Annotated in this window: 13 protein-coding genes and 6 pseudogenes; 16 read left to right on the forward strand and 3 right to left on the reverse strand. The window is 38.4% G+C overall.

The genetic code is table 11. The annotated features are described in order from the left end of the window. The first annotated feature begins 328 nt into the window (after nt 1-328). A complete protein-coding gene (locus tag Xmir_RS20920; RefSeq protein WP_099115948.1) occupies nt 329-1,045 on the forward strand; it encodes a hypothetical protein in 717 nt (238 codons plus the stop codon). Beyond that, complete coding sequence (locus tag Xmir_RS20925; protein ID WP_099115949.1) at nt 1,032-1,340, forward strand: YjeO family protein; 309 nt, start codon at nt 1,032-1,034, stop codon at nt 1,338-1,340. The genes Xmir_RS20920 and Xmir_RS20925 overlap by 14 nt, the downstream gene beginning before the upstream one ends. 56 nt (nt 1,341-1,396) lie before the next feature. Here the strand turns inward: Xmir_RS20925 and Xmir_RS20930 are convergent. Beyond that, a pseudogene (locus Xmir_RS20930) lies at nt 1,397-1,828 on the reverse strand (ISKra4 family transposase); the annotation flags it as partial. Nucleotides 1,829-2,020: 192 nt separating this feature from the next. Between Xmir_RS20930 and Xmir_RS26010 the strand changes: the two are divergent. The 3 genes and pseudogenes from Xmir_RS26010 to Xmir_RS20955 all read left to right on the forward strand — a co-directional run. After that, nucleotides 2,021-2,296, forward strand: a pseudogene (locus Xmir_RS26010) (transposase); the annotation flags it as partial. 489 nt (nt 2,297-2,785) lie between these two features. Beyond that, a complete protein-coding gene (ltrA, locus tag Xmir_RS20950; RefSeq protein ID WP_099115952.1) occupies nt 2,786-4,105 on the forward strand; it encodes a group II intron reverse transcriptase/maturase in 1,320 nt (439 codons plus the stop codon). Between the two features lie 51 nt (nt 4,106-4,156). Further along, a pseudogene (locus Xmir_RS20955) lies at nt 4,157-4,324 on the forward strand (IS982 family transposase); the annotation flags it as partial. Nucleotides 4,325-4,562: 238 nt separating this feature from the next. Here the strand turns inward: Xmir_RS20955 and Xmir_RS20960 are convergent. Next, nucleotides 4,563-4,682: pseudogene (locus tag Xmir_RS20960) on the reverse strand (IS110 family transposase); the annotation flags it as partial. 415 nt (nt 4,683-5,097) lie between these two features. Here Xmir_RS20960 and Xmir_RS20965 point away from each other — a divergent pair. The 11 genes and pseudogenes from Xmir_RS20965 to Xmir_RS29670 all read left to right on the forward strand — a co-directional run. Then, complete coding sequence (locus Xmir_RS20965) at nt 5,098-6,036, forward strand: ferritin-like domain-containing protein (RefSeq protein ID WP_099115953.1); 939 nt, start codon at nt 5,098-5,100, stop codon at nt 6,034-6,036. 160 nt (nt 6,037-6,196) lie between these two features. After that, on the forward strand, nt 6,197-7,117 hold the full coding sequence (locus Xmir_RS20970; protein ID WP_099115954.1) for an ABC transporter ATP-binding protein: 921 nt from the start codon (nt 6,197-6,199) through the stop codon (nt 7,115-7,117). A gap of 53 nt (nt 7,118-7,170) precedes the next feature. Next, nucleotides 7,171-7,959 carry an ABC transporter permease gene (locus Xmir_RS20975; RefSeq protein WP_099115955.1) on the forward strand — a complete coding sequence of 263 codons (789 nt, stop codon included), beginning with the start codon at nt 7,171-7,173 and terminating at the stop codon, nt 7,957-7,959. A 2-nt stretch (nt 7,960-7,961) separates the two neighbouring features. Then, nucleotides 7,962-8,741, forward strand: coding sequence for an ABC transporter permease (locus Xmir_RS20980; protein WP_099115956.1), 780 nt, complete (start codon nt 7,962-7,964; stop codon nt 8,739-8,741). A gap of 41 nt (nt 8,742-8,782) precedes the next feature. Continuing rightward, nucleotides 8,783-9,763, forward strand: coding sequence for an alpha/beta hydrolase (locus Xmir_RS20985; protein WP_099115957.1), 981 nt, complete (start codon nt 8,783-8,785; stop codon nt 9,761-9,763). 1 nt (nt 9,764) lies between these two features. Continuing rightward, a complete protein-coding gene (locus Xmir_RS31385) occupies nt 9,765-10,520 on the forward strand; it encodes an FAD-dependent oxidoreductase (RefSeq protein WP_099115958.1) in 756 nt (251 codons plus the stop codon). Next, nucleotides 10,496-10,996, forward strand: a complete 501-nt coding sequence (locus Xmir_RS31390; protein WP_099115959.1) for an FAD-dependent monooxygenase — start codon at nt 10,496-10,498, stop codon at nt 10,994-10,996. The genes Xmir_RS31385 and Xmir_RS31390 overlap by 25 nt, the downstream gene beginning before the upstream one ends. A 17-nt stretch (nt 10,997-11,013) precedes the next feature. Further along, on the forward strand, nt 11,014-11,706 hold the full coding sequence (locus Xmir_RS21000) for a methyltransferase (RefSeq protein ID WP_099115960.1): 693 nt from the start codon (nt 11,014-11,016) through the stop codon (nt 11,704-11,706). A 155-nt stretch (nt 11,707-11,861) separates the two neighbouring features. Beyond that, entirely contained in the window at nt 11,862-12,137 is a 276-nt protein-coding gene (locus Xmir_RS21005; RefSeq protein WP_099115961.1) for an acyl carrier protein, read from the forward strand. Further along, on the forward strand, nt 12,130-13,170 hold the full coding sequence (locus tag Xmir_RS21010) for a methyltransferase (RefSeq protein WP_099115962.1): 1,041 nt from the start codon (nt 12,130-12,132) through the stop codon (nt 13,168-13,170). Before Xmir_RS21005 ends, Xmir_RS21010 begins: the two co-directional genes overlap by 8 nt. Before the next feature lie 167 nt (nt 13,171-13,337). Next, nucleotides 13,338-13,541, forward strand: a pseudogene (locus tag Xmir_RS29670) (phosphopantetheine-binding protein); the annotation flags it as partial. Between the two features lie 166 nt (nt 13,542-13,707). On the opposite strand, the pseudogene Xmir_RS21015 reads toward Xmir_RS29670, so the two are convergent. After that, nucleotides 13,708-13,814 (reverse strand): annotated as a pseudogene (locus Xmir_RS21015) (IS5/IS1182 family transposase); the annotation flags it as partial.

A 13,814-nucleotide genomic window follows, 5' to 3' on the forward strand; every position in this document is an offset into this window, starting at 1 on the left:
GTCCATAGCCTGTTCCTCCCCAGAGCTGTTTCGGCGTGCACCAAAACATTGCTCCTGGAACAGGCCCCTCGTCAATTCCTTATCCAGAATTCGGGTTAAGTAGATTCCTGTTAGGCAGAATAAGGCCATTAACCTTGCTATGGTACGTGAAGTAATGGATTTGCTCCTGTCTTCGTTATATTTTTATCATATCATGTTATAATTTTAGATCTTATTGATATTAACCACTAATTATATATTAAAAATTAGCATATTAAATAAATGTGGAATTTTTCATAGATTACTGCAATATTATATTAATAATGTAAACTACACGGATGGTGTAAAAATGAAAAATCCTTACTGCACAGTTGATGAATTGGGATTTCCAAAATTTGATGCTTTTGACTTTATGCGGTATAAATTTTTACCTGATAACCCTAGATTTGTAACAGGAGAAAGTTATTTATGGGCATATAAAGCAGCTTACTTACAATATAATAAAAATTTAATAATAAAATATGCACATGAAGCTAAAATACCAGTACTTTTGCTGGCTGGTGTTGCTGTTGCTGAGGCAGGAGGGAAACCAGATAGAATTAAAGCATATGGTGTTTTGCAGGTAAGGCAAATTTTTAACGATACATTTAATGGTGACAATAAAAAATCAAATGCAACATCAGTTGGTGTGTTAGCTATTCAATTAAGGGCTGCTGCTGAAACATTAGGAATAGAACCATCAACATTAACAACGAAACAGCAATTTCAACTTGCTAATTGCCTACTAATAGATGATTTCAATATAAAAGTATCTGCATTTCACTTAAGGGATTTAATAATTCATGATTATCCTGATATAAAATACACAAGAATGCTAACTGATGAACAAATAATATTGGCAGGTTCTAGATACAATAGAGGAGTAGCTAGAGACAAAAAGGATTTTATAAAATCCATATATTCACCAAGCAACTTAAAAGAGAGGAATTATAGCTCATATGGAAGAAAAATATTAGAAAAGAAGAAGTCAATATATATGATATTAGGGGTTAATGGTGAGTCATAAAATAAAATACATCATCTATTATGTGTTTTGTTTGTTAATTATATATTCTTTTTCTTTTTTTGAAGAAGAAATATATATTGATGGAGTGGAAATAAAAAATGCGTGTGTGGCTCATCGTACGTTCGTAGCTGATGACACAAAAGATGTCTCAGCACCTGTAGCTGCATTGCTCATACTTCCTCTGCTATTTAAAACAATAAAGATTAAGTTTAAATCATTGAAAATGAACATCATGCTGATATCATTGATTATGTATTGGGCATGGCGTTTTTTTATAAGAATAATGATTTGTTGACCCCTCTAAAACATTTAGAGGGGGGTATAATATTAATAATTCTATCCTCCCAAAAACTATACCGTTTCGTCACCTAATTTTATACCTGGATACCAATGCTCAAATTGGGTTTTCAAATCATCATTCAGTACGGCTGTGCGTGTCTGGATTAAATAATGCGCACCTTGCTGACTCCATTGTATCTGCTGCTTTTTCATCCGTTTAGCGATGACTTCATTGATTGTCGATTCAACAAATGAAGAGGAAATGGGTTCACCATATCGGTACATTTCACCGTAATTCGGGATCATCATGCGGTTATTTTCAATATAGGTGTACATTTCATCGAGATGTTTTGACAATGATTTCTTATTTTCATAATGTGAGATGTCCTCATCACACATCGCAGCACAATCATCCAAGTGTTCTAATGCCTTAATCACATTTCCATGCCAAATATACCATTTTGTATTGGTTAACGAGTCCAATAATTCTGCACCGAGTTCAGGTGTTGTGGTCAATAAAAATTGGTCACTGACTTAGCGTTTTTCCAAAACAATCTTTCTGACTCATTGGGCGTTAACCCGTTGTTATACCAGTGAGGGTGCACTGGCTGACCTGCTGGAACAGCACTTAAGACAAGTATTCTGGAAGTTATAAACTCAGAATCGTCACTTTTGGGGGTTTTTCGGCGGAACCCGTTTAAGCTTCATTTGGTTATCAATGATTGCGGTGAATTGTTGGCCGTGAAGTTAACCGCAGGAAATAAAGATGATCGTCACCCAGTCAAGGCGCTGACAAAAGGATTAACAGGATGTTTATAGGGTGATAAGGGGTATTTATCACAGGCTTTATGCGATGAATTGGAAGCGGAAGGCATCACGTTAATCACCCATGTTCGGAGTAACATGAAAGCCAAAGCATTATCGCTCTGGGATAGGTTGATGTTAAGAAAACGTTTTTTGATAGAAAGTGTGCCGCAGGCATACAAACTAGCAGCATAGGGAATGCAGCCAGTATGTAGCATAAGCTCAGGAGGAGATGGTGGTAGGCCCACCGAAGTCTGCTGTCGGAAGCTGGCTTCAAACCACCTCAAGCGGCTGCCGTAAAGAGCGGTGGTTGTGAGCGTTGAGGTCAAAGCGTGAACAAAAAAAAGTTCGGCAGGTAGGGTACAAAGAGACGAGTAAAACCGAACCTATGTGGACGCGTCGTAAAGAAGGGAGGTGACATCAAAACCGGGGGCGTTTCTATCTTCCGGGATAAATCTGTGAGTGGACTCCGAATGCTGCGCAGGTGGTGTCCGGCGTAGAGTAGGCGTGACTTTGTATCGGGCTCTTTCTGGGAACTGCGGGAACCTGTCATCACGATGTAAAGGAAGAAATACAAGTCACTGAATTGACAAGTATGAGAGTACCGAGGCGTGATACAGGGGCGGAGTGACTCGTAGTAGTGAGGAAATATTTGTAATGAATGTGGGGCGAAGGGGTCACGTCAGGCAGCCTTACCCGGTATCCAACTGTCAGGCAGGAGGAGATACGGCGGTTAAGGCAAAACCGTTTGTCATTGAGAAAAGGGATGTGTACCGTGCCTGGTTATTGGTTAAGGCCAATCAAGGTGCGGCAGGCGTGGATGGTCAGACCCTCGCGGATTTTGAATCAAACCTAAAAGGGAATTTGTATAAACTCTGGAACCGCCTGTCATCAGGGAGTTATTATCCGCCTCCGGTGAAAGGTGTCGCTATTCCCAAGAAGCCGGGAGGTGAACGCCTGCTGGGTATTCCTACGGTAGCGGATCGTGTGGCGCAAATGGTGGTCAGGCTTCATTTCGAACCGCTTGTTGAACCTCATTTTCTGCCGGATTCTTATGGCTACCGCCCGAATAAATCGGCGATTGATGCCATCCGAGTCACAAGGCAGCGATGCTGGCAGCAGGATTGGGTATTGGAATTCGATATTAAGGGCTTGTTTGACCATATTCCTCATGATTTACTCATGAAAGCGGTGAGGAAACACACAAACAGCCCGTGGATCTGCCTGTACATCGAACGCTGGCTAACGGCACCGATGGAATGTCATGGTGAAGTGTTACTCCGAGAGAAAGGGACACCGCAAGGCGGCGTGATGAGTCCGATACTGGCAAATTTATTTCTGCACTCTGTTTTCGACAAATGGATGCAGAAATATTATCCCCGGATGAAGTGGTGTCGCTATGCAGATGATGGACTGGTTCACTGCCAGAGTGAAGCGCAGGCCAGAGAAATCTGGCAAATGCTGGAACAACGTTTCAGGGAGTGTGGACTGGTACTGCATCCGGACAAAACCCGGATTGCTTACTGTAAGGACGTTGAACGAAAGGGAAAATATGAACAGACCCGTTTTGATTTTCTGGGATATACCTTCAGACCCAGGTTGGTCAAGAATCGTAAAAGAAACAGTTTGTTTGTGAGTTTTACACCGGCAGTCAGCAAAGCGGCCCAAAAGGCCATGAGATTCAAAATTCGTAAGTTGAAGATCCGAATGCGGACAGAACTGAACCTGATACAGATGGCAAACTGGCTAAACCCCATGATAAATGGCGGGTTGAACTATTATGGCCAATTTTGTCGATCGGAACTGTATAAGGTTTTCAGGCAGCTCAACAAAGCGCTGGTGCGCTGGGTTAGACGAAAGTTCAAGGCACTGGGCAGACACAAAACCCAAGCCTCAAAACTGCTTCAAAGGATTGCAAAGGAGCATAAGGGGTTGTTTGCCCATTGGCGGGCAGGAATGACAGGCGTGTTTGCTTGAGTACCGTTCTGCGAGAGGCTGTGGGGGCAGTTCCCGCGGCCTACTCACCCAATTAATGGACAATTAAAAACCATTTCTCAAATAGAACACTCGCGCCACCGAAGTATAAAAGGATTTCTATTGACTGTTTTAGGTGGGCTGATTGCTTACTGCCTTAAATGGAAAAAGCCGTCACTGAAAGTGTTCTACTCAGAAGAAGATTTCCCAGCGACGGCTTAAACGGATATATGGACACCGACTCGAATCAAGTGAGTGAGTAAATTTTTCTGACAACGTAGTCGCAAGCATATATTCGGCTTCAATGAGCCCTGATGAAAATCCGCACTCTCTGCCCTCATTAATTCGACAGTCTCGATAGACTGATCCGTTTACCAGGTTCACAGAGAGTCGGTACTACCTGTCAGTACATCTGCTTAAGGATTTCTACTACATCAATGACATTTACATCATGAGTAACTCACCGTACTTTATAACTTGATTGTTGGTTGACCAGTGCCCACGCGATTCGGGCATTTTTATTCGCCAGTGCAACAGACGCTTTATTGAGTCCGCTGCGGGATATCAACTCTTTTAACCAACGTTTCAATCCATTACATCGTTCCATTTGGTAAATTGTACCAGTTCAAAACCCTGCCATGAAAAATTCTTAACTCTTGTTGAATAAAATGTAACGTAAAGTGGCTTATCATCTTCCAATACGATTCTGTTGTAGTCGTGTTTTGGAAAAATTTGTACCTTTAGTGAGGTCTTATTAAATATAATTATGGCTATTTATAGTTATTTTATAATTAATATTTTAATATCAATAAATTAACAAAATTGAAGTAATTAATATTGTAGTGTGATCTATCTCAAGGAAAGTGTAGGTATAAGAGGTATGATTGCATCATTAATTTAATAAAATGTTAACTTTTTTGGTGCTGATATGTTTATTTAAACTAACTTTAGTGTGAATTAATGTTTATAGTTACTTATTGATAAATGGGTTGCTTATGAGTATTGCGTTTACATCAAAATTAAAGATTGAAGCAGTGGTCAACGGCTTACCAAAGGTTCCGGCTGATAGCAAGTTCCGTCTTTTATATCATAATGCACAGAACAGTAATTGGAGCCCAGATCTAGACATAGATTGGATTGAAGATATTGGGTATGGTTCAGCTATATCCAATACTAATCATACAGCTTTATTGGAATTCGTAAAATTCCAGAAAAAAAATACCAAGACATTATTTTCTCAATTCCAATGGGAGTTACAGTTTTGGTTAGTGTGTCAATTTTTGTATGGTGAACAAGCGGCGTTAGTCGGAACTTCAGCTCTGGCAATGATTTTGACAGATAATGATCAAAAATTAGTTTGCTCAACACAAGTTGCTGATGAAGCAAGACATGTTTTAACTTTTAGCAGATATGTAGACCATTATATTAAAGAACCATACGGGATGTCAGCCCCACTCAAGAGCTTGCTTAGTGATGCATTAAATGCGTTTAGCTGGGATATGAAAGTGCTTGGAATGCAAATTATCGTTGAAGGATTGGCAGAAGCAACTTTTCGACTCGGTGCTGCGATGTTCCATGATCCGGTCATCAGGCGCATTGTCGAATTAGTTTCTATAGATGAAAGTCGACACGTTACATTCGGAATTTTATTATTGCGGAAATATTATCAAAATATTTCTTCTAGTGAAAAACATATCCGAGAAGAGTTTGTACTTGATTGTGCGGAGGAAATTCAAAAGAGGTTTTTATTGACGGATATTTGGGAGCGTTTAGATATTCCCAAGAATAGAGGCATTGACTTTGCGAAGCAATCTTTAGTTATGATTGATTTTCGGCGTACAGTATTTAGCAAAATTGGATTAGTATTGAGAAATTTAGATTTAATGAGTGACGGTATGAGAATAAAGTTACAAAAAATGCAACTTTTACGGTGATCGGTATTTCATACGTGAGCTTAATTCAGTAAACAACAATAATAGCAATATATGGTTTTTGAATGAAAAGGGATAAGTGGTAGCAATATTGTGAAAAAGAGTGCTTGATGTGTATCGTGATTTAGGCATGTTACATACAAAATAAAAGGGCTTGTAAACTGTGATTAATGTTGAAAAACTAACAAAGTCTTTTGCAAAAAAGAAAGTGCTAGATAAAATCTCTTTTAATGTTGCAGAAGGGGAGTCTTTCGCTATCCTCGGTTCTAATGGAGCTGGTAAAAGCACAGTTGTGAAAATACTTACAACTTGTCTTATACCTGATTCGGGAACTGTTAAAATTAATCGTTACGATTTGCGGACTCAAGCATCAGAAATTCGTAAATGCATTTCAGTAGTGAGTCAAAATACTGCTCTTGATGAACAGCTCACTGCTACGGAAAACTTATCTTTCTTTGGTAAATTATTTGGTATAAAGAGTAAAAATCTCAAACAGATAGTTCATCAACAGTTAGTAGATTTTAACCTTGTTGATGAAGGTTATAAACGAGTAAGTGATTTTTCAGGTGGGATGAAACGTCGTTTAGATCTCGCTGTCGGACTAATCAATCGCCCTAAAATATTATTCTTAGATGAACCGACTACAGGGTTAGATCCAGTAAGTCGTCATGATTTATGGGAAACGGTCAAGAAATTAAAATCAAATAACACTACCATCATATTAACCACCCAATATTTGGAAGAAGCGGATCAATTAGCCGATAATCTAATTTTGATCAATGATGGTAAAATTTGTGCAAGTGGTAATCCCGAAAAATTGAAACACCAGTATGGTAAGTTTTCCGCATCTATTTATTTTTCTCATCATGAGCGTTTAGCTGTTGCTCAACAGATTATGACTAAATTTGGTATTATCTCCATAGATGCTCAACAGTTTTGTATTAATATCGTTTTAAATCATGGAGTGGCTTCATTTATTGAGTTAATGAAAAATCTTGATAAGGCATCTATTGAACTTGCTGATGTGAAATTTTCTCGTCCTTCTCTTGATGATCTTTTTTGTAAAATAACGAGCAATTCTTAGAAAAAGTGTGGGTTATTCTATTACCTACAACTTTAAAGAAGCACGAGGAGTTTATGATGTTCTTAAGAAAGATTCCTAAGCTTTTACATCAACCAGGGTTCATTTGTTTATGTGCATTAACTAGTCGTATATTTAAACATTTACAAATAAATATCGGACAATGGATTAGTTTAATTATTTTTCCATTGATATTTTGGGGATTGTTTTATTTAATTATGAGTAAGATCATGTTTCATGATGGATTTGATTATACTCAAATGTTACCTGCTTCTATTATTATTCAGGCTATCATATTCAGTGCCATGGCAAATGCTTCTGCGATAGCAAAAGATCACCAATCTGGCTTGTATCAAAGATTTAAAACGATGTCAATAAGCCCAATTTCTATCATATTTTCTCGAGTATTTAGTGATATGATTAAAGGTATTATTGCTATTATCGTACTCACTTTTATCGGGTGGGTAAGTGGTATGCATTTTTACTCAGGATGGTATTCAATATTACTTTTTACTCTGATACCACTTCTATTCCTGATCACTGTGAATCTTGGAATGGGAATTATCGGTCACTGGTTAAAGATACAAGAATCTACATCAGCCATCGTCTCTATAATATATGCTCCATTGATGATGATTTCAACCGCATTTTCCCCTCTTAAGTCTTTTCCTGAATGGATACAACCGATTGTTCATTACTCTCCAGTAACATCTGTTTTATCTGTGATGCGGTCAGTATTAAATGGTAAACCAAACATAGAGTTATATCTAATACCATTGATAATTTTATTAGTGTTAGTTATTATTTTTTCGGCTTTTCAATATCATATATTGAGAAGGAATTGACAATGAATATATTGACGTTGTTGTTAGATAACACATTAACTCAAGCATTTCGTTATATATTGCGCTTTCTACGTAGACCACCTCTGTTGGTTTCTTCTATTATTTTTCCAAGTCTGCTACTTGTATTTTTCTATATGATGTTTGGCGGAGCGGTTTTGCGATATGAACAACAAGAATATATCCAACGGTTGTTACCTGGCATTTTGGTTTCCAGCGCTCTGCTTGGTTCGATACCTACTGCGGTGAGTTTACAAACTGAAATAAATATAGTGATATTTCAAAGGATTAGTTCCATGCCCATTTTATGGATGAGTATGCCCCTTGGGATTGTTTTTTACGAAGTTACCAGGGTGCTTATTTCATCAATCTTTTTGATTCTTATAGGCTTGATACTAGGTTTCTCATTTAAGATAGCACCCTTGTCGCTCACTAGTTTTATGATTACGCTGATATTTGTTCCATTAACATTAAGTTGGTTCAGTTTAATCATTGCAATGATAAATAATAGCCCAGAGCTTCTTACCGTCTTATTGAATATGCTTTTTTTGTTCTCGATATTTGGGTCTCTAGGTATGGCGCCATTAAACGCATTCCCAGAGTGGATACAACCACTGATATCCCATAATCCAGTGTCTGTGTTTTCTGAAGCAATGCGGCTTACTGCATTAGGAAAAGAATATTCAGAGTCATTATTCACTGTAATTATTTATTCAGTCATATTTCTGAGCATTGCAGTACCGGTCACTTGTTATGTTTTTAATCGCAAGTTCAGGGCTGCCTAGCTTATTTGGAATTTCAACGAATCATTAAGTGGTAGTAAGTGATGGATAAATCGACACATTGGCTTTTAGATGCTCAATTAGCAAGAGTTGCAAATATGATGCCGATCATAGATCTTGCAGATTATCAAAAAGCAAGAGCTATGATTGAAAAATTCAGACAATTTATTGGTAAAGTTGAAAAAGATAATCGCGTTGTTATTTCGGAATATTTTATTGAGAGGTCAAAAGAGGATTCCGTATTACGTGTCAGAGTCTATTCACCAGCCGGAAAACCAAATGAGAAGATGCCATGTTTGATCTATATGCATGGTGGAGGATTTGTACTTGGAGATCTGGAAGTGGAACATGCGCGATGCCAGCGTATGTCGATAGAATGTGAATGCGTCATCGTCTCAGTAGACTTTAGATTACCCCCTGAATATCCTTTTCCTCACGGGCTAAACGATTGTTACCTTGCGCTGACATGGGTGGCTAATTCTGCGCACAAAATTAATGTCGACTCAACTCGTATCGCTGTAGGTGGATGTAGCACTGGTGCAACCTTAGCAGCGTCACTCGCTTTAATGGCCCGGGATAATGATGGCCCCAACCTAATATTTCAATTCTTGCTCTATCCGGCTTTAGATGACCGCCTAAACACAGAATCTATGTCTGAATTTGAGAATATACCTGGAGGTGATCGAATTGCAGCAGAGAAAATGTGGAAATATTATCTCACTAATGTAGAAGGTGAACCCTCTTACTTAGCCGTACCTAATCGAGCCGATGACTTAACTCGTTTGCCTCATACTTATTTAATGACGAATGATATAGAAGTCTATCGTGACGAAGTCTTTTCCTATGCAAGTCGCTTACTAAAAGCTGGAGTTCCTACTGAATTTCACTGCTATTCAGGTACGTTTCATGCGTTTGAATATATGGTGCGTACCGCAGATATTTCAATAAAAGCTTTGGAACAGCAGATGTATGTTTTACGCCGAGCATTGCATTCGCAACCTATGGTTAACATGAGAGAAAAGTAGCATGAATACTGTCGATGTATCTTCTCAACCGTTGTCTGTGATTGTTATTGGTGCAGGTCCTGTGGGGTTGGCATCAGCATTGGCTCTTAAAGCCTATGGTTTGAGTGTGCTGGTAATTGAAGCTGATGCTAAAGAAAAAACAAGACCAGGGAGCAGGGCTTTATTTTTACACCATGATTCGCTGAAATTGTTGGCACGCTTTCATCAACCATTGGCACAACGTTTTTTTGAAAAAGGATTTGTATGGCAAGAACGGCAAACCTATTTTTCAGGAAAACTTGTATATTCACAAAAAATTCCGACTGAAAGATTAGAGGCAAAGGTTTTTCCTCCGTTTGTTAGTTTGCGCCAAAGCGAAACAGAAAAATTACTGCGTGAAGCATGTAATGAAACTGGAATTAATATTCTTTGGGAAGAACCTATACAGTCAGTCAATACTGATAAACAAGGTGTTCGAATCGTCACTAGTAAAGCAACGTATTATTCAAAATATGCTCTTGGTGCTGATGGTGCATCCTCACAGACACGTAATTCATTAAATATTAAATTGGTTGGAGATTCATCACCAGGAACTCATATCGTTATTGATTTTATTTCGGAAAGTTCTCCCTATCAACAAAAACGAATCTTTCACTATAAACATCCCCAATTAGAAGGGAGACATGTATTAGTTATCCCCTTTGCTGGAGGTTGGCAAGTGGATTTGCAATGTAAACCAGATGACGATGTTGATTGGATGATAAGCCAAAAGGGTTAAGGTCTTGGTTATCAAATCTGGTTGAAGAACGTTTTTTATCTAATATAAATTGGGTTTCTACTTATCGCTTTAATCAAGTCGTCGCTGAATCTTTTGTTGATGAATATCGACGTGTTTTATTGGTTGGTGAAGCAGCGCATTTATTTCCACCTTATGGTGCCCGAGGACTTAATAGCGGTATCGCAGATGCGGATGTGGCTGCTCAAGCTATCACATTGGCTACAGTCTCAACTTCTGAATCTCGGCGTAGAGGGTGTATTGATGATTTTGATCTTTCTCGCCGAACAGCAGCTATAGAAAATTGTCGCGCAGCAAAGCGAGCATTGAATGCTATTCGGACTCCTAGGCTAATTGATAAAGCAAAACTTATTGCTGCTTTGCTCCTGAGTAATGTTTATAAACCATCAGCTCGTTGGCTTGATGCTGCACCATATGGACCTGCACTCACTCAAAAAAGATTTCCAACTCGTTATTGATGAAGGGCTAAATAAACATGAATAAATATCGAGAGGCAGTTGTGGAAGAGTTATTAGAACGTCATGAAAGTGTGGTACAGAACATTACCTTTTCATTGAACGGTATGACTTGGGATTTGATGCCTGGTGTATATGCGCCACACTTGACGGGAGGTGCATTACTTTACCCGGATTGGCTGCAATTCAATCAAGAAACAAGATTTTGTGAGGTAGGTTGTGGGATGGGATATCTTTCCGTTTTGGTAGCACTTACTGGTTGTAAGCATGTCCTAGCGACAGATATATCATCCGTTGCAGTTGAAAACACCTTACGCAATGTTAAGAGACACGGTGTCCAAGGACAAGTTGAAGTGATACAAAGTAATCTATTTAACGAAATTGAAACTGGTAGACAATTTGACATTATTTTTTGGAATTCCAGTTTTGTGGATGGAATAGCACAGCGACCAGAATCAGAATTAAACTCGGCTATTTACGATTATGGATATGAAACGCATAAACGTTTTTTAACTGAAGCGTTTAATTATTTAGCTCCTATGGGAAAGGTTTTATTGGGATTTACTGATCTAGGGGATATCAATAAATTATATCGTGAGGCAAAGCGTTTGAATCGGCATGTTTCTATTTTACGTGCTGCTTATGTAGAGACTAAATTAGGTGGCTTAACTTATCAATTACTCGAAATAACAAAAAGGTTGAAAGAAAATTAATTAATAAACAAGGTATTACCTATTTCCCAGTAACATAGCATTTCATGTTTATAAATCATTGTTGGTTGTTATTTTAATCAATTATTTTTCTAAACCGTAAGTTGTGAGCGTTATTTAAATAATTAACTGAAAATTGGCGTCAAATGGAGATTTATATGAAAATCAATAACATTGAACTTACAGAATCAATCAAGACATTGATTATTGAACTCAGCCCAATCGAAATACATGAGTTAAAGGGGGATGAGTGCTTAGTTGATCAGCTAGGATATCAATCTTTATCTATGGCAGAGTTAGCGTTTGCATTAGAAGACAAGTTTAAATTAGCCCCCATTGATAGAGCGACTGCTCAAAGAATTCAAACAGTGGACAACATCATTGCCTACATTGAAGAACAAGTAAAACGGGAAGGAAATATTTATCATGATTGATTTAACTGAGAAAAAGGTTATCAATAAAATAGAAGTAATTAGTCGGTTTACTGAGCTTGCTGATTACATTATTCCTTTCACTATCAGGTCTATTTCTGAATTAAAAGTTGCTGACTGTCTTGTGGATGGACCTAAATCAGTCGCAGAGATTGCTAAAAAAGTTGGTGCTAACGAGTTTGCTCTTTATCGAGCAATGCTGGCATTAGCTAGCAAAGGAATATTTGCAGAAACAGATGAACCTGGGATATTTGAGCAAACGGTGATGTCTGAGTTATTAAGCACCCACTCTACGTTTTCGCTCCGAGATGGATACCGTATGCTTCATGCAGACATTAAAGCCTGGTCTCATTTTGATTATAGTTTGCGCACAGGGAAAGCTTGCTTCGATATAGTCCACGATCAAGCTTACTGGGACTTTTGTGCTTCTCATAAAGATTATAGTCTGATGTTTGACAACGCTATGGCGACGTTTACTCCACTGGAATATCGTGCAATTTTAGCCGCATATGATTTCTCTGGTATTGAAACTATTGTAGATATCGGTGGTGGAAATGGCCGATTATTATCTCTCCTCCTTAAATCTTTACCGCATGTAAAGGGTAAACTGTTTGATCAACCCCATGTTGTTAATAAAGCTCATTTGATTCTGGAAAATGAAGGGGTTCTCTCTCGATGCGAAATCCACGGTGGCAGCTTTTTTGATGCCGTACCAGGAGATGGAGACCTTTATATTATTAAACGTGTGATTTACGATTGGGACGACGAACAAGCAGCCAAAATCCTCTCAAATGTTGTTCAGGCAATGAATCCTAGCGGTAAAGTTGCTGTTATTGATCCTGTACTTATCCCTGGCAATAGTGCCGATCTAGGTACCACTTATTCTCGTATCTACGATTTATTAATGATGGCCATGGTTTCAGGCCATGCGCGTAGCGAGGAGCAGTCTGCAATGTTGTTTGATAAGGCTGGTCTGAAATTGACACGTGTAATCCCTACAATGTTATTTCCCATTGTAGAGGGGATTAAGAAGTGAAAATTTCCTCTTAATTACTTGTTTTACACTATTAAAAACTATCACTTGGCGGTTAAATAATGAACTATCTTGATGATGAATATTTTAAAGATCAAGCAACAAGTCCATCAGGAGAAACAACTATACTGCACAAATATAGTCAAGAATGGATATTAATGCGTAGTGCAATGAATAATTATGCTTTACGATTCCGACGTCAATTTTATTCACTTGAAGAGTTAATAAGTGATCTAGCGAACATCTTAGGGATTGATACTGAAGATATAGATCCAAGTGATAGTCTGATTGAATGGGGACTTGATTCAATCAGAACAATGGAATTGGCCAATATTTGGCAAGCTAAAGGAATTACTGTCAAGTTTGCTGAACTTATTTCAGCGCCGTACCTTGATACTTGGCTTTCTATACTGAACCACGCTCCAATCATCCAGTTACCGAATGAATTGCCCTCTTCAGGAACAGGACCCTTTGCTTTGACTTCTGTGCAACATGCATATTGGATTGGTCGAGAAAACCATTTCCCCTTAGATGGTGTCGTCATAAAATATTTAACCAAAGAGCGAGACAACGAATCTGAACGGCAGCAAGAAATGAGGCACTCGTTTTGGCATAACGGGTCGCTATACCACGCCAACGTTTAAGAT

The organism is Xenorhabdus miraniensis, assembly GCF_002632615.1.

What these genes read in the sequence shown, in the direction of transcription:
- Xmir_RS21010 (WP_099115962.1), top strand. Translation starts at nt 12,130, where the DNA reads ATGATTGATTTAACTGAGAAAAAGGTTATCAATAAAATAGAAGTAATT.
- Xmir_RS20965 (WP_099115953.1), top strand. Translation starts at nt 5,098, where the DNA reads ATGAGTATTGCGTTTACATCAAAATTAAAGATTGAAGCAGTGGTCAAC.
- Xmir_RS20925 (WP_099115949.1), top strand. Translation starts at nt 1,032, where the DNA reads ATGGTGAGTCATAAAATAAAATACATCATCTATTATGTGTTTTGTTTG.
- Xmir_RS21000 (WP_099115960.1), top strand. Translation starts at nt 11,014, where the DNA reads ATGAATAAATATCGAGAGGCAGTTGTGGAAGAGTTATTAGAACGTCAT.
- Xmir_RS21005 (WP_099115961.1), top strand. Translation starts at nt 11,862, where the DNA reads ATGAAAATCAATAACATTGAACTTACAGAATCAATCAAGACATTGATT.
- Xmir_RS31385 (WP_099115958.1), top strand. Translation starts at nt 9,765, where the DNA reads ATGAATACTGTCGATGTATCTTCTCAACCGTTGTCTGTGATTGTTATT.
- Xmir_RS20985 (WP_099115957.1), top strand. Translation starts at nt 8,783, where the DNA reads ATGGATAAATCGACACATTGGCTTTTAGATGCTCAATTAGCAAGAGTT.
- Xmir_RS20920 (WP_099115948.1), top strand. Translation starts at nt 329, where the DNA reads ATGAAAAATCCTTACTGCACAGTTGATGAATTGGGATTTCCAAAATTT.
- Xmir_RS20975 (WP_099115955.1), top strand. Translation starts at nt 7,171, where the DNA reads ATGATGTTCTTAAGAAAGATTCCTAAGCTTTTACATCAACCAGGGTTC.
- Xmir_RS20980 (WP_099115956.1), top strand. Translation starts at nt 7,962, where the DNA reads ATGAATATATTGACGTTGTTGTTAGATAACACATTAACTCAAGCATTT.
- ltrA (WP_099115952.1), top strand. Translation starts at nt 2,786, where the DNA reads ATGAATGTGGGGCGAAGGGGTCACGTCAGGCAGCCTTACCCGGTATCC.